The sequence below is a fragment of the Candidatus Pelagibacter giovannonii genome (assembly GCF_012276695.1).
GTDB classification, from domain to species: domain Bacteria; phylum Pseudomonadota; class Alphaproteobacteria; order Pelagibacterales; family Pelagibacteraceae; genus Pelagibacter; species Pelagibacter giovannonii.
Genome location: NZ_CP038852.1, coordinates 744198 through 766233, shown reverse-complemented (window position 1 = coordinate 766233; position 22036 = coordinate 744198). Strand labels below are relative to the sequence as shown.

Genomic DNA, 22036 nt, shown 5'->3' with positions numbered 1-22036 from the left:
ATGGAAATAAACAAAGTTAATAATTTATTAGAACTATTTTATAATCAATATCTAAAACAAGATAAAACAAGTGTGTTTTTGCAGTCCTTAAAAGAAGTTGAAAAAAGGTATTCTTGGGAGGATGTATATTCAAATGTCATTAAACTTTCTGAGGAAATATCAAAATATATAAAAAAAGGTGATAGATGTTTGCTAATATCAGAAAATAGACCTGAATGGATGATATCAGATTTATCTATTATGCTTTCAGGAGGCATAACAGTTCCGGCTTACACAACTTATATAGAAAGAGACTACGAGTATATAATTGATGATTGTAAGCCGACTGTTTTAATCATTTCTGATAAGACGCAGTATTTAAAAGTAAAAAATATTATACCTAAAAAAAAATTTATAAAAAAAATAATTTTTTTTGATGTAATTGAAGAGTTTGACCAAGAACTTCATGTAAGTATTAATCAAATCTTTGCGAATAAAAGCTTTAGTTCTTTAAATTTTTCTGAATTAAAAATTCAAAGAAAAGATGTTGCTTGTATAATTTATACATCCGGTACCCAAGGAAATCCAAAAGGTGTTGTATTAAGCCATGGTGGAATTTTAAACAATTGCGAAGGAGCACTTGGTTTATTAAAAGAGTTTATTTCTAAAAATCCTAAATTTTTGACTTGGCTACCCCTTTCTCATTCATACGAGCATACAGTCCAGTTTGTCCAAATAGTTGTGGGAGCACAGGTATTCTATGCCGAGAGTATAGAAAAACTTATAAAAGATATGGGAAATTGCTCTCCAGAGATAATGACGGCCGTGCCTAGATTTTATCAAAATTTACATCAAAAAATAAATACTAATTTTAGTAAAGCTACAGGAATAAAAAAATTCTTAATCAATCAAACTATCAAACTTGGAAATAAGAAATTAAATAGAGAGCAATTTTCATTAATAGAAAGTTTAATCAATTTTGTTTGTGATCTTTTGGTAAGAAAGAAAATCAAAGAACAATTTGGTGGAAATTTAAAAGCATTCATATCAGGAGGAGGAGCATTAGACAAAGAAGTGGGTTATTTTTTAAATGCAATTGGTCTCCCAACACTACAAGGGTACGGATTAACGGAAACATCTCCGGTGGTAAGCTGCAATTCTATTAATGAAATTAGAGTAGAAACTGTGGGCAAACCTTTTAGGGGAAATTTAGTTAAAATTGAAAATGATGGTGAGATTCTGGTTAAAGGAGAAAATGTTATGTTAGGTTACTGGAATAATGAAGAAGAAACAAATAAAGTTTTAAAGAATGGATGGTTATCTACAGGTGATATAGGAGAGTTTGATGGTGAATTTTTAAAAATAACAGATAGAAAAAAAGATATAATTATAACTCCAGGTGGAGATAATATTTCTCCAATCAAAATAGAGAGTGATTTAAATAAATCTAATTTCATAGAGCAAAGTTTGGTTTATGGTGATAATAAACCTTACCTAGTTTGTCTAATTGTTTTAAGTTCAGAATATAAAAATATAAAGAATAAAGAAATTAAAATAGAAATAGAAAAAATAAATAAAAATTTAAGCAAAATAGAAAAAATAAAAAAGTTTTTTGTAATTAAAAATCAATTTACAATTGAAAATAATATGATGACACCTACTTTGAAATTAAAAAGATATAAAATTGTAAAAACTTATCAAAATGAGTTAGAAAAACTTTTTAATTAATTTTTATAAAAGACTTTATAAGTCGCATAAACGTTAATGTTTTTTACATATCAAAAAGATAAAAAAAACTTTTTTTTAAAAAATAAATTTGAAATTTGCTAATTAATTAATGAATTGACATCACTTGTATAAAAAAATAAAAATAACTTAACAACGAATCACTTTGATTCGTTTAACTTAAACAGGGAGCTAAAGATGGCTACAAGAAAAAAAGCTAAAAAAGCTAAAAAGAAAACTAAGAAAAAAGCTAAAAAAGCTAAAAAAGCGAAGAAAAGAAAAAGATAGTATCTTAGACTTTTCAAAAAACGCTTCTCATAACGTTATGTGTGAGAGGCGTTTTTTTTTGCCCCAATTTTTAATCTTCAGTATCGCTAATTGGCTCTGAGTCTGTGTCAGGTTCCACAGCAGTTTCTTTAATCTTTGTTGGTGCAGCTATAGCTTTTGCTTGGCCCTCTAAGTTTCTCTTTAATGCTTTATCTAATTTTTTTTGTGTGTCTTCTAGTGATACACCTATCACTATTTGAAATTCAGATAAAATTCTTTCATAAGCCTTTTCAAACAACTGTCTTTCACTGTATGATTGGTCAACCATTAAATCATCACCTTTATTTAAATCTCTAACAACTTCAGCAAGCTCATAGATTTTGCCTGAAGAAATCTTTGCTTCATATTCCTGTGCTCTTCTACTCCACATAGATCTTTTAATTTTTGGCTTGCTTTTTAAAATAGATATACATTTATTGACCTGATTTATTGTTGCAAGAGGCCTAAGATGAGATTGCTTATTTACGGGAACCATACCATTAGCTTTATCTTTTTCAAATTTAAGAACATAAGTTTCAACATCAATTCCACCAATGTTAATTTTTTTAAATTCTATAATTTGGCCAACACCATGTTTTGGATAAACAACGTAATCCTTAACTTTATATTCTCTTTTTTCTGTTTCCTGCTTTTTTACCTTTTTAATTTCAGGTTTAACTTCATTACTTTTTGAAATTCTTAAATTATCAGTTTTTATTTCTACTTTTTCTGGAGTAGCTTTTTTAGAAATTGTTTTTAAATTTTTTTTAATTTTAGTTGCAGTTACTTTTTTTGTTTTAGTTTTTTTAATTGAAATATTTTTTTTTACAGCTTTAGCTTTAGAAAGTGTTGGCTTTTTAGCTACCTTTGGTTTGACTTTTTTTCTTACTTTTTTGTTAGGAGTTTTTTTAAAGATTTTCGCTAAAATATTTGTCGTACTTGTTTTCTTCATTTTTATATTTTTCATTATCCTTTGGAGGATCTTTTTTAATAGTTATATTTGGCCAAATTTCAGAATACTTAGTATTTAGTTCAAGCCATTTTTCGCTTCCAGACTCAGTATCTGCTACTATTGCGTCTACTGGACATTCTGGCTCGCAAACGCCACAATCTATACACTCCTCCGGTTTAATTACAAGCATATTTTTACCTTCATAAAAGCAATCAACAGGGCAGACTTCGACACAGTCCATTAGTTTACACTTAATACATTTGTCATTTACAACGTAAGTCATTTTCCCAACTCATTTTTTACTTTTAATTTTAAGTCTCCCATTATTTTGGCATCCACATATAGCAAGCCTGAGAGTCTTCTCATTAAGTTTGTTTCATAAATATCAGCACTATCGTTTGAATAGATGATTTTCCATAATGATTCAATTATCTTAATTTTATCAGAATCTAGAACGTTTTTTACCTCCCTAGTAAAATCTAATATTTGATTTGAATTTTCTTCAATAATTATTGCTTCAGACATAATTTTATCAATATCAGAGATTGGCGCACCTAAATCAACCAACGTTTCTTTAATAATATCTTCTTCTTTTTTTTCATAAGCCTCATCTATTTTTGCTGCATGAATTAGTAAGGCAGCAATTTTAGAATAAGAACTATTTTGAGGTTCTTTTTTTTCTTTGTTTTTAAAAAAGGTAATCATTAATTTAAATTTAAGTTTTTCAGTATTTTAAATGGGCTGTTTGAAGTGTCTATTTTTTTAAAAGTTTTTTTAATTTGTTTTTTGGATTATATTTAAAATACATGTTATTGTCTTTTTCTAAAGTTTTATAATTCATTTTTTCAATCAAACTCTTAAAGTTATCTTTACTACATCCTAATAAATTAAGCATTTCTGGTATCAGTTTGATTTCTTTATTTTTTTCAGGGCTCGCATTAATAATCAGTACAAATAATCTTTCTAGAATATCAATTCTAACAAAATAATTATCAAAATTTTCAAATCCACATAAAAGCATAAATTTTTTATTTTTTTTATTTTTTTCATCTAAAAAATTTAAACCAAACGTAGGTGGTGTTAGTTCAAAATATTTTTGGTTAAAATTCTTCCATAATAAAGTTCTTAAAGAAACAGCTTCAGGCTTTAATAGTCTGAATAAAAAAATATGATAACGCCCAAACTTTACTCCTAAGTCTCTTAAAATTTTTCTTTCATCTTGTCCAAGTTTTTTTAAATACTCAGTAACTATTTCTCTTTTAATTACTCCATTGTTTTCATACAATTGGTAAGCTAGAGCTTTAATAGACGAGTTACTTTCCTTTAAATTTCTTAAACCAATTAAACTTTTTAGTACTAAATTAATTTTTTCTCTAATCCATTTCTCAATAAAATCTGATAATTTTTGTTTATCATTATTTTCCAGAAGATCATCTACAATTAAAAGTATATCTGGATTTAAATAATCTTTTCCAGCTATTAATTTTGCAATAGGAAAGTTTTTCCAGTAAATTTTAAAATCATCCTTTAATTCAACTAAACCTGTTTCTATTATTAATAAAACTCTTTTTTGAAGCTCAGGGCTGACAGTCTGTCTTGCTGCTTTTTTTAATGATTTAATATCAGTTTCTAGAGCTCCAACCTTTAAGTCCATTTCAAATTTTAGACCTTTTAAATCACCAATAAACTGTTCATCAATTATTACCTTATCGTCTTCCATTATTTCAGTTTTAAAATCCATATCTTGGTTTAAGCCTCGTACGAGTACACTTGCTCTTTTATCAATAAATGTTTTTGTAAGTTCTTCATGCAGTCTATCTGATAATCTGTCTTCTAATAGTTTTGTTTTTTCTATCCAATAATCTTGGTTTTCAACCCAATTAATTTTATTGGAAACATATGACCAAGTTCTAACATTTGCAATTCTATTTGACAAAGAATCTACATTTCCTTCTAGTTTATCTAATTTTATTAACTGTAATCTCATATAATTATTGGTAATTTTACCATCATTACTATTTAAAAAACTGAATACCTTGCCAACAACTTCAATATGATTTCCATATGTTTTTTTTACAAAGTCTGGAATTTGGCAACACTCCCAAAGCAACTCAAGTGTTTCTCTATTATTTTCAATTTTGTTACCTTCCATATCTTTTAAAAAATATTTTAATACTTTTTCATCTCCACACTCGTGTATTTTCCTTAACCAATCTTTATTGGGTTTTTCTTCAAGTGACTTAATTAAATTGCGCGCGTTATTAAAATTTAAATTAGAATTTCTCCAAAATAACATTCTAATTTCCTCAAATTTATGATTTTCAAGTAATTCTACTTCTTCAGCTGTAATATCTTTGCAGTCTCCAGTAACTCCAAAATTACCATCATTTAAATATCTACCTGCTCTTCCAGCAATTTGTCCGATCTCAGACATGTTAAGACGTCTTAATTTTTTACCATCAAATTTTTTAAGGTTTGAAAAGTATACATTTTCTAAATCCATGTTAATTCCCATACCAATTGCATCAGTTGCAACCAGGAAATCAACATCTCCTGATTGATATAATTCAACCTGAGCATTTCTTGTTTTTGGACTTAAAGAACCCATAACAATAGCTGCTCCACCTTTTTGTCTACGTACAAGTTCGGCAATTGCATAAACTTCTTCGGTTGAAAAAGCTATTATTGCTGTTTTTCTATTTATCCTTGAAATTTTTTTATGTCCTACATAAGTAAGTTTAGAAAATCTTTCTCTATTTATAAATTCAGTATCTTCATTCAACTTACTAACTATATTTCTAATAGTATTAGAGCCCATGAACATTGTTAGTTTTTCTCCACGAAGATTTAACAATCTATCAGTAAAAATATGACCTCTCTCATGATCTGCACACATTTGTATTTCATCAATACCTACAAAATCTAAATGCTTATTGATTGGCATCGATTCTACTGTACAAAGAAAATATTTAGCATTAGGGGGAATTATTTTTTCTTCACCAGTGATTAATGCAACTTTATCAGAACTTATTTTTTTTATAATTTTGTCATATACCTCTCGTGCAAGTAGACGTAATGGAAATCCAATCATTCCAGAGTCAAATGAAAGCATAGTTTCTATTGCTAGATAGGTTTTGCCAGTATTTGTAGGACCAAGAACAGCTGTAATTTTATTTTTAGACATTTCTATTGATGGTACCTTAAATTTTTGCTCCACCATATATTGTTGTCCATAAAGAACAAAAATAGGTTAAAACATGACCGAATCATTAGAAAAAAGTTCTCATTTTAAAGTTTATAAAATTATTAAAAACTAACCACCAGGACCTAAGTCAGAAGGTTTTATTTTTAGAATTTTCCATATACCTGATGCTGAAGTTATAATTTTATCATTACATTTTAGTTCACAAAACAAAAATACCAGTGTGTTTGTTTTTTTTAGAATTCTTGTAAAGCCAACAACTTCATCACCAACTTTAGATGCACCAATAAACTTTAGATCTAATGAAATAGTTACACAAGGCGCATTTCCAGACGTTCTGTGCGCAGCAGTTCCTGCTCCTGCATCAATTAAGGCTGATAAATAACCACCATGAGTTATCCCAGCAGCATTTAAATGATTTTCATTAATTGTTGTTTTAAATTCATATTCTGTTTCAGAAATAGTTCTAAATAAAACACCACCATTGTGTTTCATAAAACCAGGCTTAATACTTATTTGCTCAAATTCATTACTCATAGTTCTTTATAGTATGAAAGTTAAAATTAATAAAATTATAAAAACAATTATAAAAAAATATATAACTGATTTTTGTAGTGATGATTTTAGTAGCCAATCTAACATTGTTATTTATCCTTTTTTGGTGGACCGCCCAGAACTCGAATCTGGAATCTCCCGGTTCGTAGCCGAGCGCCTTATCCAATTTGGCCAGCGGTCCTTAATTAAATAATTTCCCTAACATATCAAAGTTTTTGATGTAATTTAAGTTATAAAATATTATGCTCTACTATCAATGAGCAAAAAATTAAGTGATGTAGTTATTACAGCAGCGTTAAGAACGCCTATAGGTGCATATAAAGGGTCTTTAAAAGGTTTTAGCGCTGATAAACTAGGTTCACTAGCCATAAAAGAAGTTGTCTATAAATCAAAATTAAAATCAGACGATATTGATGAGGTGATTATGGGACATGTTCTCACTTCAGGATTAGGACAAAACCCAGCAAGACAAGCCTCGATTCATGCTGGAATTCCAGTTTCAAAGCCCGCACATATAATCAATCAAGTATGTGGATCTGGATTAAGATCTATAATTTCAGGATATCAGTCCATTAAATTACAAGAAAATAAAATTATAGTTGCCGGTGGACAAGAAAATATGTCTAGAGCACCACATGCTATATTTTATCGAGAAGATAAAAAGCTAGATGAAAATAAGCTAGTAGATACAATGATCAATGATGGGTTAATAGACTCATTTAACAATTATCACATGGGAATTACTGCTGAAAATGTTGCAGAAAAATATAAAATTTCTAGAGATGAGCAAGATTTATTTGCTTTAAATTCTCAAGAAAAAACTCAAAAAGCTATAAGTGAAAATAGATTCAAAAATGAGCTGATCAAATTAAAGATTGACACAGATAATAAAAATTTTCTTTTTGAAAAAGATGAACATCCAAGAAACAATTTAAATTTAGAAGATCTAAAAAAATTAAAAACTGTTTTTAAAGAAAATGGAACAGTCACTGCGGGTAATTCGTCAGGAATCAATGATGGTGCGGCAGCAACTATATTAATGTCTAGAGAGGAGGCAGAACTTAGAGCTATAGAGCCGTTAGCTAAAGTAGTCTCTTGGGCATCTTGTGGTGTTGAGCCTTCATTGATGGGACTAGGTCCAATTCAGGCTGTTAATATAGCTTTAGAAAAAGCTGAATGGACGAGAGAGGATGTTGATTTGTTTGAAATAAATGAAGCATTTGCAGCTCAAACCATTGCTGTAATTAGAGATCTTAAAATTCCTGAAGAGATTGTAAACGTTAATGGTGGGGCAATTGCATTAGGACACCCAATTGGAACTTCAGGAACCAGAATTTTAGTAACCCTTATTCACGAGATGATTAGACAAAATAAAAGTAAAGGTTGTGTCACTCTCTGTATTGGTGGTGGAATGGGAATAGCTATGTGTATTGAGAGAAATTAATTTCTTATTTATTTGTTAATTTTTAAAGTTTTTTGTTCAATAAAAATACATGTTTAGAGAAAAAGGCTTATTATTGAGTTAAAATAACACGAGATATAGTTTTTTTTAGGTGTATAAATCGATTTAAAATAATGAGTGAAAAATTACTTGTTCCAGACATTGGTGAATTTGAAAAAGTTGAGGTTATTGAACTTTTAGTAAAAGTTGGAGATCAAATAAACTTAAATGATCCTGTTGTTACTATTGAAAGCGATAAATCTAGTGTTGAAATTCCATCAACAGTTTCTGGTAAGATAGAATCTGTAAATATTAAAGTGGGTGATAAAGTTTCCAAAGGAGACGTATTACTAAGTATCAAGTCTTCAAAAGAAAGCCTTTTAGAAAAGCCGATCCCTAAAGATACAGAAAGTATTATTAACCAGGCAGAATCTGTTTTGAAGAATGAAAAAAAAGAAGCAACTATTCAACAAAGTCCAGCCCCAGAAAAAAAACAAACAATAATTCAAATTACAAATGAAAATGATATTGACCCATTAGAAACTCAAGATTGGTTAGAGTCTTTATCTGCAGTTGTTGAAAAAGATGGAAATCAAAGAGCTCATTTTTTGATAAAAGAATTAATTAACAAAGCATATCGAGAAGGTGCAAATATTCCTTATACACAACACACTCCTTACATAAATACAATTCCACCAGAGGCAGAAGTTAAGTCCAATGGAGATCAGAATGTTGAAAGAAGAATTAGATCTTTAATTAGATGGAATGCAGCAGCTATGGTTGTTAGAGCAAATAAAAAATTTCCTGAATTAGGTGGTCATATAGGTACATTTGCATCGGCAGCAACACTTTATGATGTGGGGATGAATCATTTTTGGAGAGCTAAGAATAATAAATTTGGTGGTGATTTAGTTTATTTTCAAGGCCATAGTGCACCAGGTATTTATGCTAGAGCATTTCTAGAAGGCAGATTAAATGAAAAACAATTAGATAGTTTTAGACAAGAAGTAAAACCAGGTGGACTTTCCTCATATCCACACCCTTGGTTGATGCCAAAGTTTTGGCAGTTCCCAACTGTATCAATGGGACTAGGACCTATGCTTGCAATTTACCAGGCGAGATATATGAAATATTTAATTAATAGAGGACTGATTAAAGATGAAGGTAGAAAAGTTTGGGCATTTCTTGGTGATGGAGAAATGGATGAGCCTGAGTCTCTAGGTGCAATAGGATTAGCTGCTAGGGAAAAATTAGATAACCTAATATTTGTTGTAAACTGTAACCTTCAAAGATTAGATGGACCTGTTCGAGGTAATGGAAAAATTATTCAAGAACTGGAAGGAAGCTTCAGAGGAGCTGGTTGGAATGTAATTAAAGTAATTTGGGGTTCTTACTGGGACTCACTGATTGCTAATGATAAAACAGGTCACCTAGTTAAAGCTATGAATGAAACTGTCGATGGCGAGTATCAAGCAATGAAGGCTAGAGATGGAGCTTACGTTAGAGAAAGATTTTTTGGCAAATATCCAGAAACACAAGAACTAGTTTCAAGTTTATCAGACAAAGATATATGGAGATTGAATAGAGGTGGTCACGACCCTCATAAAGTTTATGCAGCATATGATCAGGCATCAAAAAATCAAGGTAGCCCAACGGTTATAATTGCTAAAACTATTAAGGGTTATGGTATGGGGAAAACAGGTGAAAGTGTTAACACTACTCATCAAACTAAGAAATTAGACGTAGATGATTTACTATATTATAGAGATCGTTTTGATGTGCCCTTAACCGACGACCAAGTAAAAAATGTAGAGTATTTTAAGCCAGACGAAAAATCTCCAGAAATTAAATACATCAAAGAAAGAAGAATGAGTCTTGGTGGTTCATTGCCAGAGAGAACAACTTACGCAAAACCAATTAAAGCACCAGCAAAAGATATTTTTGACTTTATGAAAGTATCAACAGGTGAAAAAGAAATGTCTACAACCATGGCATTAGTTAGAATGTTTACAAATTTACTAAGAGACAAAAATGTTTCACCGAGGTTAGTCCCAATTATTCCTGATGAAGCAAGAACTTTTGGTATGGAAGGATTTTTTCAAAAAATAGGAATATATGCACATGAAGGTCAAAAATATGAACCTGAAGATTCAGCACAGTTAAGTTCTTACAGAGAGGATAAAAGTGGACAAGTGTTAGAAGAAGGAATTAATGAAGCTGGAGCAATGTCGTCTTGGATCGCAGCAGCAACAGCTTACACGAACCATGATATTGAAATGATTCCAATTTATATTTTTTACTCAATGTTTGGTTTTCAAAGAATAGGAGATCTTGCATGGGCTGCTGGAGATAGTCAGGCTAGGGGTTTTTTAATTGGAGCGACAGCTGGTAGAACTACTTTAGCTGGTGAAGGACTACAACACCAAGATGGACACAGTCACTTGATAGCTTCTACGATACCAAATTGTGTAACATACGACCCAACTTTTCATTATGAGTTAGCTGTTATTTTTAGGGAAGGTTTGAGAAGGATGCATGAAAAAAATGAAAATGTTTTTTATTATATCACAACTATGAATGAAAATTATTCACATCCAAGTATGCCAAAAGACAAAAATTGCGAAGAAGGAATTCTTAAAGGAATGTACAAGATTAAAGAATTTAATAGATATCGGAAAACAAAAATTCAACTTTTAGGCTCAGGCACAATATTAAGAGAAATGATGGCTGCAGCAGAAATTCTTCAAAATGAATATCAGATAGATAGTGAAATTTGGAGTGTTACTAGCTTTAATGAGTTGAGAAAAGATGGTATGGAAGTTGAGAGATACAATCTCTTAAACCCTGATAAAGAACAAAAAGTTTCATTTGTAGAACAGTGTTTAGGAAAAACTGAAGGACCAATTATGGCAGCCTCAGATTATATGAGAATGAATTCTGACCAAATTAGACCTTACACTAATAAAAGTTTTTATTCTTTAGGGACAGATGGTTACGGAAGAAGTGATACTAGAAAAAACCTTAGAAATTTTTTTGAAGTTGATAAAGAGCATATTGTTGCTTATGGACTGAGTGTGTTAGCAAAAGAGCAACTGATTGCTTCTAAATATGCTAAAGAAGCGATAAAAAAGTATAATATTGATGGCAGCAAACCAATGCCAACAAAACTATAAAATGTCAGATAAAGAGATTAATGTGCCAAATATTGGTGAATTTAAAGACGTGGAAGTAATTGAGGTATTAGTTTCAAGCGGCGAGTTAGTTTCGAAAAATGACCCACTTATTACAATTGAGAGTGACAAATCTAGTGTTGAAATACCAACTTCTTTTGATGGAAAAGTTAATTTTGTTAAAGTTAAAGTAGGAGATAGAGTTTCTGAAGGAGATTTAATATTAACTTTAGAACAATTTGGAGAAGAAGAAAAGAATTTAGAACAAAAAACCATTAAAGAAACTGAACCTGCCACAACCCAAAACCAAGTAGAAAAAATTGTAAAAGTTAATCAAGCACAAAATTTTATAAAAAAAGATAATTCAGAAGTTTCATCTGCAAGCCCAAAAGTACGTAAATTTGCTCGAGAACTTGGGGTTAATATTAATGAGATAGAGGGCAGTGAAAGACAAGGAAGAATTGTAGAAGATGATGTGAAAAATTTCATATCCTCTAAAATTAATAAAGTTTCAGATAATACAGAAGTTCAACCAAAAAAAATTGTTAGTGAATTTTCTCATTCTGATTTTGGTGAAATTGAAGTTAAAGATATGCCTAGGGTTAAAAAAATAGCCTCTACATATTTAGTTAATTCTTGGACTACTATACCCCATGTAACAAATCATGATGAAGCAGATATAACAGAAATGGAAAATTTTAGAACTTCACTTACTGATATTTACACAGGGGAAAGAAAAAAAATTACTCCATTAGCTTTTATAGTTAAAGCTTTAGTGGCATCTTTAAAAAAGTTTCCTAGTTTTAACTCTTCAATAGACGATATTGAAAATGGAAAAATTACAATGAAAAATTATTTTCATGTTGGGATTGCAGTAGATACCCCACATGGTTTAATGGTGCCAAAAATTAGAAATGCTGATAATAAAAGTATCTCGTATATTAGCAATGAATTGAAAACAGTAAGTGAGAAATGTAAAGATTTAAAAATAGATAAGAAAGAATTCTTTGGAGGGTCTATGACCATTACAAGTCTTGGAGGAATTGGAGGTTCATTTTTTACACCAATAATAAATTATCCGGAAGTTGCCATATTAGGAGTAGGTAGAGCACAAAAAAAACAAATTTTCATCAATGGAAAATTTGAAACAAGAACAATGTTACCGCTTTCGTTGTCATATGATCATAGAATAATTGATGGAGCAGAAGCGGCTAGATTTAATAATGATTTAAAAGAAAATTTAGGCAAAAATTTTGCTTATAAATTGGCCATATAGATTTTAATGTCAAAAACATCTTCGTTATTTAGTGCTTTACTATGTACTTTCATATGGGGAACGACTTTTATTGCTCAAGATACGGGGATGGATGATATTGGTCCTTTTACTTTTAATGCTGTTAGATTTTTTGTAGGTTTTTTAGCCGTAGCCCCTCTAGCTTTTATTTTTGAAAGAAAAAATATCTTAAAATCGGTAAAAAGAAATCAAAAAGAATTTATTAACTTAGCTTTTTTAATAGGCTTATCCTTATTTTTAGGATCAGCACTTCAGCAAGTGGCTTTACTTTATACTGATGTTGCTAATGCAGCTTTTTTTACCATTTTTTATGTGCCAATGGTCCCGTTTATAATTTTTTTTATGTATAAAAAGCCAATTCACTGGAGTATTTGGCCTTCAGTTCTTCTTTGTGTGATGGGAGGCTATTTGCTAACTAATTTTTACAGCGCAACAGTTAGAACTGGTGATACACTTATAATATTAGGGGCTTTTTTCTGGAGCACACATATTATCTTTACTGGTAAAATTATAGAAAACTATAATCTTCCATTAACAATTGGTGCAATTCAAACTTTAATTGTTGCCTCTTTATCATTAATTATAGGTTTAATTTTTGAAGATTTTATTTGGTCTAATATTATTAAAGAAAAATTTCAAATCTTATATGCTGGAATTTTATCTGGAGGTCTTGCATTTGTTTTGCAAATATATGCACAAAAAAACATATCCCCTGCTCCATCAGCAATAATTTTTTCTTTAGAAGGTGTTTTTGCAACAATTGCTGCTTGGATTTTATTAGATCAAATTTTAGATATAAATAATTTGTTTGGATGTTTATTTATTTTATTTGGCGTTTTATTTTCTCAATTAGCACCAATATTAAAAAAAAATTAATTATATATGAATATAAACAAAATTATTGAAATAATAATTCTATAAATCACAAAAACATTTAAAGAAAATTTGTTTATGTAGTTTAAAAAAAACTTAATTGTAAAATAAGAAAATAAAAAAGAAAGAGTGATTGATATTAGTATGAGGTAGTTAAAGTCAAAGATTTGACCAATGGCATTTTTTAACTGTAGTACACTTGCTCCAGCTATAGCAGGTATAGCTAATAAAAAAGAAATTTTACTTGAATCAAATCTATTAAAATTAAAAAGTCTTGCAGCGGATATTGTAATTCCTGCTCTACTCACACCTGGTATTAAAGCAAGCATTTGGAACAAGCCTATATATAGTATTGTCTTAAAATTTAAGTCGGATGTTATTTTTTTATCAAATTTACTTTTATCTGCAAGATATAAAATAATTCCAAAAATTAATGTTGTCCAAGCAATTATCTTTAAATTGTTTTCTAATAAATTAACTAGACCTATGAAGCTGATTATGTAGCCCGCTATTACAATTGGTATAGAACCAATAATTAATAAAGATAATAACTTTTTATTATTTCTAAGATCTAATAACTCTCTTCTAAAATAAAAGACTATTGCAAGCAAAGAGCCAAGATGGAGACTAACATCAATCATTAGTGAGTTAGAATTAAACTCAAAGATTGTCTCAACAATGTTTAAATGAGCTGATGAGCTGATGGGTAAAAATTCTGATATACCCTGAACTACTGACAAGATTATAATTTCAATAATATTTGAAAACATTTAAAGCTTCGTAACTTAAATATTAAGTGATTTAAACAATTCCATTTGCACATATTAGATATGCAAAAGTTAAAATAATAAGTATTAGCAATCTTTATTTAAAATTTAAGGTCATATGTATTGACCTTGTTTATCTTTTATTAAACAAAACCTTGATATATGTTATTTTATTAAAGGGTAAATATGTCAGACAAAATGCTTAAATTTGTAAAAATAGGTCAACAAACTCCACCTAAAAGAGAAGTTGGCAATAGAAAAGAGGATTTTAACGAAATTTATAAAGAGTTTATTAACGATAAGGCGAGTGAACAATCTAGTAGATGCTCACAATGTGGGGTTCCTTTTTGTCAGGTACATTGTCCATTAAGTAACAATATTCCAGATTGGCTTAAATTAACTGCAGAGGGACGATTAAAAGAGGCCTACGAATTATCTCAAAGCACTAACAACATGCCAGAGGTGTGTGGAAGAATATGTCCACAAGATAGATTGTGTGAAGGAAATTGTGTAATCGAACAATCAGGACATGGAACTGTGACTATAGGTTCAGTTGAGAAGTATATTACTGATAATGCTTGGGAACAAGGATGGGTAAATCCAATAAAAGTTAAAAATGAAAAAAGTCAAAGTATTGGAATTATAGGAGCTGGGCCAGCTGGTCTGGCTGCTGCAGAACAGCTACGTAAGTTAGGTTATCAAATTACAGTATACGATCGATATGATAGAGCTGGTGGGTTAATGATTTATGGGATCCCAAATTTTAAATTAGAAAAATTTGTTGTAGAAAGAAGAACTAGGTTATTAGAAGAGGGTGGAATTAAATTTGTTCAAAATTTTGAAGTTGGAAAAGATGCTACATTAGAGCAATTAAGAAAAAAACATGATGCTCTTTTAATTGCAACTGGAGTTTATAAAGCTCGAGAAATAGATCTACCAGGAAAAGATTTGGGAAATATATTTCCAGCCATGGAATTTTTAACAGCTTCAAATAAAAAAGGATTAGGAGACAAGGTAGAGTTATTTGATAATGGAACTTTAAATGCTGAAGGAAAAAATATTGTTGTAATTGGAGGAGGTGACACTGCAATGGACTGTGTTAGGACTTCGATCAGACAAAAAGCAAAATCAGTTAAATGTCTTTATAGAAGAGATAAAGAAAATATGCCTGGATCTGCTAGAGAGGTAGCTAATGCAGAGGAAGAAGGAGTAGAATTTGTATGGCTATCAAGTCCTAAAGAATTTATTGGAACAAATAAAGTTGAAGGTTTGATAGTGGATAAAATCAAACTTGGTGAACCTGATGACAGCGGTAGACGTAAACCAGAAATCCAGACTGATTCTCACTTTGATATTAAAGCAGATATAGTAATCAAGGCTCTTGGTTTTGATCCTGAAGATTTACCAAAACTATTTGGCTCTGAAGATCTACAAGTTACTAAATGGGGAACATTAAAAACTAATTTTGATACAATGGAGACAAATTTAGCAGGTGTCTTTGCAGCAGGAGACATTATAAGAGGTGCATCATTAGTTGTCTGGGCCATAAAAGATGGAAGAGACGTAGCAGTATCAATAAAAAATTTTTTAGAAATCAAAGAACTCAGTAAAGAGAAGGTTGCTTAATGAAAAATTATAAAAAAAATCTTAAGATTCTTGAAGATGGCCATGTTTATTCAAAAGAAATGGAGCATGATGCTTGTGGAGTAGGCTTAATTGCATCTACAGAGGGCAAAAAATCAAGGAAAATAGTCGAATATGGAATTAATGCCTTAAAAGCAGTTTGGCATAGAGGTGCTGTTGATGCTGATGGAAAAACAGGCGATGGAGCTGGTATCCATTTGGAAATTCCTTCAGATTTTTTTGCTGAGAAAATAGAAATCACAGGCCATGATCATGATGGTTCAGAAATTTGTGTGGGTATGATTTTTTTACCTAGAAATAATTATCAAGCACAAGAAAATGCAAGAACTTTAGTTGAAAGTGAATTAACTAAAAGTAATTTTAGTATTTATGGATGGAGACAGGTTCCAGTAAATCCAAAAGTTTTAGGTGAAAAAGCAAATCTTACAAGACCAGAAATCACTCAAGTATTATTTAAACACAACAATAAAGATTTAACAGAAAAAGAGTTAGAAAGAAAAATTTATGAATCTAGAAGAAAAATTGAAAAAGAAGCTATTAAAGATGCGATAGAAGGTTTTTATATTTGTTCAATAAGCTCTAAGTCAGTTATTTATAAGGGAATGTTTTTAGCAGAGTCTATTGCAGATTTTTATTTAGATTTAAAAGATGAAAGGTTTATATCTCGATTTGCAATATTTCATCAAAGGTTTTCAACAAACACAGCTCCAAGTTGGGATCTGGCGCAACCTTTTAGAGCACTAGCTCATAATGGAGAAATAAACACATATAAAGGAAACACAAACTGGATGAAAGTTCATGAGCAAGAAATGGATAGCCCTTTATTTGATAATATGGAAAATTTAAAACCAGTTATACAACCAGGATCTTCAGACTCTGCTGCACTAGATAGTGTTTTTGAACTTTTAAATATTTCTGGCCAATCAGCACCTCTTGCAAAATTAATGTTGATCCCAGATGCATGGTCTAAAAAAAGTCAAACATTATCAAAAGATCACCAACAACTATTTAATTTTTTGAATAGCACAATGGAGCCATGGGATGGACCAGCTGCTATTGCAGCTACAGATAATGAATGGGCTATAGTAGCTGCTGATAGAAATGGGCTACGCCCAATGAGATATACTATTTCAAAAGATAAAATATTGTGTGCGGGATCAGAAACAGGAATGGTTGAAGTTGATGAGAAACAAATTCTTAAAAAAGGCAGACTGGGACCAGGAGAAATTCTTGGAGTTAGAATAGCAAAAGGTAAGGTATTTTCTAATATTGAAATAAAAGATTATCTAGCAAAAGAGTTTAAACATTTTAATAATCAAATAATTGATTTAGAAAAGAAATTCCCAATAAAAAATGAAGAATCTACTTTTTCTGGTGATGAACTAAAAAAAAGACAACATACATTTGGTTATAGTTTAGAGGATTTAGAACTTATTCTTCACCCTATGGCAGAGGATGCGAAAGAGGCCATTGGTTCTATGGGTGACGACACTCCACTTGCAGTATTGTCAGACCGTTATAGGCCACTTTACCATTTTTTTAGACAAAATTTTAGTCAAGTTACAAATCCACCGATTGATTCTCTAAGAGAAAACAAGGTTATGAGCTTAAAAACCCGTTTTGGTAATCTTGGAAATATTTTAGATTTTACTAATTTAACAGAAGAAAACATATATGTTTTAGACAGCCCTATATTATCAAATTCTCAATTAGAAAAATTTACTAATTTTTTTGGTAAAAAATCAATAACTATTGATTGTACTTTTGATAAAGGTGAAGATCTTGAAACCTCTATTGAGAGAATTAGAAGAGAGTCTGAAATTGCAGTCAGACAAGGTCTTACCCAATTAATCTTGAGTGATAAAAATATTTCTGAAAAAAGAATACCTATCCCAATGCTATTAAGTGTTGGAGCAATAAATACCCATCTAATTAAAAAAAAATTAAGAGGCTACGCATCAATCAATGCTCAAACTGGAGAAGCTTTAGATACACATTCATTTGCAACACTTATAGGTGTTGGGGCTACTACTGTTAATCCTTATTTAGCGTTAGATAGTTTATATCAAAGATTTGAAAAAAAATTATTTGGAAAGTTTGGGTACGATGAATGTATAGAGAGATATATACAATCAGTAAATTATGGTCTCCTGAAAATAATGTCAAAAATGGGAATTTCGGTCATAAGTTCTTATAGAGGTGGATGTAATTTTGAAACAGTTGGTTTGAGCAGAACAGTAGCATCAGAGTATTTTCCAGGAATTTTATCAAAAATTTCAGGCATAGGTTTAAATGGAATAGAAAAAAAACTAAGAACTATTCATAAAGAAGCATTTGAGGGAACTGATTCAGTTTTACCAATCGGGGGAATTTATAGGTATAGAAAGAATGGTGAAACACATCAATATCAAGGTAAGCTTATTCATCTTTTACAAAGTGCAGTTTCATCAAATTCTTTTGAAGCTTATAAAAAATATGCAGAGGGTATTTATAATCTCCCACCTATACACCTTAGAGATTTGATTGGATTTAGAGATAGAAATTTAAATCCATCTTTAGATATTTCTGAAGTAGAGCCAATTGAAAATATTTTAACTAGATTTGGAAGTGGAAGTATGTCTCATGGCGCATTATCGAAAGAAGCACATGAAACTTTAGCTATAGGCATGAATAGAATTAAAGGAGCCTCTTGTAGTGGTGAAGGGGGCGAAGATGAAAAAAGATTTATTAAGATGGAAAACGGTGACAGTGCTAACTCTAGAGTTAAGCAGATAGCTTCAGCAAGATTTGGAGTAACACTTAAATATCTAAATAACTGTAACGAAATAGAGATTAAAATTGCACAAGGGGCAAAACCTGGCGAGGGAGGTCAATTACCGGGATTTAAAGTTACAGAAGAAATTGCTAAATTAAGACATTCAACACCGGGAGTAACTCTAATATCACCGCCACCTCACCATGATATTTATTCTATCGAGGATCTAGCTCAATTAATTTATGATCTTAAACAAGCTAATCCAAAAGCAAGAGTTGGAGTAAAATTAGTAGCATCATCTGGTATAGGAACAATTGCAGCTGGCGTAGCTAAAGCTAAAGCAGATATAATCTTAATTTCTGGACATAATGGAGGAACAGGAGCTACACCCCAAACAAGTGTTAAATATGTTGGGATACCTTGGGAGATGGGTTTAACTGAGGCCAATCAAGTTTTAACTTTAAATAATCTAAGACATAAAGTTACTCTAAGAACAGATGGTGGAATTAAAACAGGAAGAGATGTTGTTATTGCAGCTATGATGGGAGCAGAAGAATATGGAGTAGCAACTACAGCTTTAGTAGCCATGGGATGTATAATGGTTAGGCAGTGTCATTCAAACACTTGCCCAGTTGGAGTTTGTACTCAAGATGAAAAACTAAGAGAAAAATTTTCTGGTACGCCAGAAAAGATAGTTAACTTGTTTAAATTTATAGCTGAAGAAGTAAGAGAAATTTTAGCACAAATTGGATTTAAATCGTTAAATGAAATAATTGGTAGAACTGATCTATTAAGACAGGTAAGCAAAGCCTCATCAAACTTGGATGATTTAGACCTAAATCCTTTATTTGTTCAAACAGATGCAGGTGAGAATACAAGGTACTGTACAGTTCCAGAAATAAACTCTGTTCCAGATACTTTAGATCAAGAAATTTTACCTGAAATTAAAGAACAAATTGGAAAAGTAAAAATTATTGAAAAAGAATATATTATTAAAAATACTCATAGGACGGTTGGTACAAGAATTTCTAACTATCTTTATGAAAAATATGGATCTGAAAAACTAGAAGATAGCTTTTTATCTCTAAAGTTTAAAGGTTCGGCAGGACAATCATTTGGTGCATTTGGAATAAAAGGGTTAAAACTTATTTTAAAAGGCGACGCTAATGATTATGTTGGTAAAGGTTTATCAGGTGCAACAGTAGTAGTTAAACTTCCAGATGAAAGTAATTTAGTTTCACATGAGAATACCATAATAGGAAATACAGTTTTGTATGGAGCAACATCTGGAAAACTTTTTGCAGCAGGTCAAGCTGGAGAAAGGTATGCTGTAAGAAATTCAGGATCAATTTCAGTTATTGAAGGCTGTGATTCTAATGCTTGTGAATATATGACTGGTGGTACTGTTGTAGTTCTGGGTGATGTAGGAGATAATTTTGGAGCTGGAATGACAGGTGGGATGGCGTTTATTTACGATATTAATAAGAAATTCGACAAAAAAGTAAACCCGGAGACTGTAGTATGGCAAACACCCGAAACAGATTATTGGATTGCTCATTTAAAAGATTTAGTTCAAGAGCATCACCAGGAGACAAACTCAGATTTTTCTAAAAAAATAATAGAAAATTTTGATAAAGAAATTTCTAATTTTATTCAAGTTTGTCCAAAAGAAATGATTGATAAGCTAAAAAACCCAATAAGTCTAAATTCTATTATAAAAGAAGTTAGTTAAAATGAAGGATATAAAGATTTTTTGTTTTGGTTTTGGCCAAGTAGCAAAAAATTTTATAAAGAAGCTTAATACTGAACAATATAATATTAACCTGTCAGCAACTTCTAGAAGTGAATCTTCAAAAAAAAAGTTAAATGATATTGATTATAATAGCTACCTATTTAATAGTAATGAATTTGATCAAAAGTTAGTTGTAAAATTAAAAGAAGCAGATCATATCTTAGTTTCTATACCACCTGAAAATCAAGAAGACTTAGTTATAAAAAATTTTTCCAAATTTATAAAAAACTCCAAAGCAAAATGGATAACTTACTTATCGGCTACTAGTGTTTATGGTGATCATAAGGGAGAATGGGTTAATGAAAATAGCAAAACAAACCCAATCTCAAATAACGGTTTTGCAAGATTAAAAGCTGAAAATGCATGGGTTTCATTAGAAAAAAATAACAAAACACCAATTCAGATATTTAGGTTATCTGGAATTTATTCTAATGAAAAAAATATTTTAATACGATTAAAATCAGGAGAAGTGAAATTGATTAATAAAAAAAATCATTATTTTTCTAGAATTCATGTGGATGATATTTCAAATATATTATTCAAATCTTTATCAAAATTTAAGTCAGGAGAAATATATAATCTATCTGATGATAAGCCTTCTACATCTGAGGATGTTACTTTATTTGGAGCAAAAATGTTAAATATTGAAAATATCGAAAAAATTGAGGTTGACCAAATTAAAAGTGAGATGTTAAAAAATTTTTATAATGAGTCCAAGAAAGTTAGTAACAAAAAGATGAAAAGTTATTTTAACTATAATTTAAAATTTCCAAGCTATATAGAAGGATTAAGCTACATTAGAAGTAATTTTATCTAGCTCTAAGAGTATTTTTTTTATACCCCTTTTACTTGAAAGGCTGTGATCACCATTTTTTATTATCACTAATTTTTTATTAGCTTTAGTAAACAACTTAAGAACCTTTCTAGAATAACTTGTTGGAACAACTTCATCTTTACTTCCATGTATCATAGTTACATTGATTTTAGATTTGATCTTTTTATTTAAGATTTTATTTTTTCTACCATCTTTTATTAACTGATAAGTGATTGGATACTCATAATTACCATGTTTTAAATTATAAATTCCTTTCTTTATAGTTTCATTCTTCATATTTTTTGTAAACTTTTTCCACATTAAATTTTGTAAAAACTCTGGAGCTGAACCAATTCCTAAAAAACCTTTAATCTGACCTTTAAAATATTTAAATTGATTTAAAGAGAGCCACGCTCCCATACTTGAACCAACTAAGATAAAATTATTTTTTTTAACTACTTTTTTTATTAGTGCTTCAACTTCTTTTGACCATTTAGTAATATTCCCTTTAATAAATTTTCCTGAGGATTTACCATGACCAGAATATTCAAGAGCAAGAAAGCCAAGTTTATTTTTTTTGGCGAATTTAAATATGGTCTGAGGTTTTTCACCTTCGATGTTTGACATAAAACCATGTAAAAAAACAATATAGAGATTATCTTTATATTCCTTACTTAAGTATCTTATTTGCCTGTTATTAAGGACCTTAATGTATTTAAATTTATTCATATAAGTTTATTAGAATTAATTCTTACTATATAGTTCTA

The 22036-nt window shown here is 30.2% G+C and carries 15 protein-coding genes and 1 tRNA gene; 8 read left to right on the top strand and 8 right to left on the bottom strand.

The features are described 5' to 3' along the window. Complete coding sequence (locus E5R92_RS04235) at positions 1 to 1707, top strand: AMP-dependent synthetase/ligase (protein ID WP_168606853.1); 1707 nt, start codon at positions 1 to 3, stop codon at positions 1705 to 1707. A 355-nt stretch (positions 1708 to 2062) separates the two neighbouring features. Here the strand turns inward: E5R92_RS04235 and E5R92_RS04230 are convergent, their stop codons facing one another. From E5R92_RS04230 to E5R92_RS04205, 6 genes are all read right to left on the bottom strand, one after another. After that, complete coding sequence (locus E5R92_RS04230; RefSeq protein ID WP_168606852.1) at positions 2063 to 2977, bottom strand: CarD family transcriptional regulator; 915 nt, start codon at positions 2975 to 2977, stop codon at positions 2063 to 2065. After that, complete coding sequence (fdxA, locus tag E5R92_RS04225) at positions 2919 to 3245, bottom strand: ferredoxin FdxA (protein ID WP_168606851.1); 327 nt, start codon at positions 3243 to 3245, stop codon at positions 2919 to 2921. Before fdxA ends, E5R92_RS04230 begins: the two co-directional genes overlap by 59 nt. Then, entirely contained in the window at positions 3242 to 3667 is a 426-nt protein-coding gene (locus E5R92_RS04220; RefSeq protein WP_168606850.1) for a tellurite resistance TerB family protein, read from the bottom strand. The genes fdxA and E5R92_RS04220 overlap by 4 nt, the downstream gene beginning before the upstream one ends. A 49-nt stretch (positions 3668 to 3716) precedes the next feature. Next, positions 3717 to 6146: a helicase-related protein gene (locus E5R92_RS04215; protein ID WP_229704498.1), complete on the bottom strand. Its 2430-nt coding sequence runs from the start codon at positions 6144 to 6146 to the stop codon at positions 3717 to 3719. Between the two features lie 129 nt (positions 6147 to 6275). Further along, a complete protein-coding gene (locus tag E5R92_RS04210) occupies positions 6276 to 6701 on the bottom strand; it encodes a PaaI family thioesterase (protein ID WP_168606849.1) in 426 nt (141 codons plus the stop codon). Between the two features lie 122 nt (positions 6702 to 6823). After that, positions 6824 to 6900: transfer RNA gene (locus E5R92_RS04205), tRNA-Arg, on the bottom strand. Between the two features lie 75 nt (positions 6901 to 6975). Between E5R92_RS04205 and E5R92_RS04200 the strand changes: the two genes are divergently transcribed. The 4 genes from E5R92_RS04200 to E5R92_RS04185 all read left to right on the top strand — a co-directional run bounded on the left by E5R92_RS04200 (position 6976) and on the right by E5R92_RS04185 (position 13500). Further along, the gene (locus E5R92_RS04200; RefSeq protein WP_168606848.1) at positions 6976 to 8163 is read left to right on the top strand and encodes an acetyl-CoA C-acetyltransferase; all 1188 of its coding nucleotides are present in this window, start codon (positions 6976 to 6978) and stop codon (positions 8161 to 8163) included. A gap of 131 nt (positions 8164 to 8294) precedes the next feature. After that, positions 8295 to 11333, top strand: a complete 3039-nt coding sequence (gene aceE / locus E5R92_RS04195; protein ID WP_168606847.1) for a pyruvate dehydrogenase (acetyl-transferring), homodimeric type — start codon at positions 8295 to 8297, stop codon at positions 11331 to 11333. A 1-nt stretch (position 11334) separates the two neighbouring features. Further along, a complete protein-coding gene (locus E5R92_RS04190) occupies positions 11335 to 12606 on the top strand; it encodes a 2-oxo acid dehydrogenase subunit E2 (RefSeq protein ID WP_168607466.1) in 1272 nt (423 codons plus the stop codon). 6 nt (positions 12607 to 12612) lie between these two features. Then, positions 12613 to 13500, top strand: a complete 888-nt coding sequence (locus E5R92_RS04185; RefSeq protein WP_168606846.1) for a DMT family transporter — start codon at positions 12613 to 12615, stop codon at positions 13498 to 13500. Here E5R92_RS04185 and E5R92_RS04180 read toward each other — a convergent pair. Beyond that, on the bottom strand, positions 13497 to 14267 hold the full coding sequence (locus tag E5R92_RS04180; protein ID WP_168606845.1) for an undecaprenyl-diphosphate phosphatase: 771 nt from the start codon (positions 14265 to 14267) through the stop codon (positions 13497 to 13499). The genes E5R92_RS04185 and E5R92_RS04180 overlap by 4 nt on opposite strands. 183 nt (positions 14268 to 14450) lie before the next feature. Between E5R92_RS04180 and E5R92_RS04175 the strand changes: the two genes are divergently transcribed. The 3 genes from E5R92_RS04175 to E5R92_RS04165 are packed head-to-tail and all read left to right on the top strand — an operon-like array spanning position 14451 to position 21272. Next, on the top strand, positions 14451 to 15890 hold the full coding sequence (locus E5R92_RS04175) for an NAD(P)-dependent oxidoreductase (RefSeq protein ID WP_168606844.1): 1440 nt from the start codon (positions 14451 to 14453) through the stop codon (positions 15888 to 15890). Next, entirely contained in the window at positions 15890 to 20395 is a 4506-nt protein-coding gene (gltB, locus tag E5R92_RS04170; protein ID WP_168606843.1) for a glutamate synthase large subunit, read from the top strand. The genes E5R92_RS04175 and gltB overlap by 1 nt, the downstream gene beginning before the upstream one ends. 1 nt (position 20396) lies before the next feature. Next, positions 20397 to 21272, top strand: a complete 876-nt coding sequence (locus E5R92_RS04165) for an NAD-dependent epimerase/dehydratase family protein (RefSeq protein WP_168606842.1) — start codon at positions 20397 to 20399, stop codon at positions 21270 to 21272. On the opposite strand, the gene E5R92_RS04160 is transcribed toward E5R92_RS04165, so the two are convergent. Beyond that, on the bottom strand, positions 21243 to 21998 hold the full coding sequence (locus E5R92_RS04160) for an alpha/beta hydrolase (protein WP_168606841.1): 756 nt from the start codon (positions 21996 to 21998) through the stop codon (positions 21243 to 21245). The two genes, E5R92_RS04165 and E5R92_RS04160, sit on opposite strands and share 30 nt — an antisense overlap. Between the last annotated feature and the right edge of the window lie 38 nt (positions 21999 to 22036).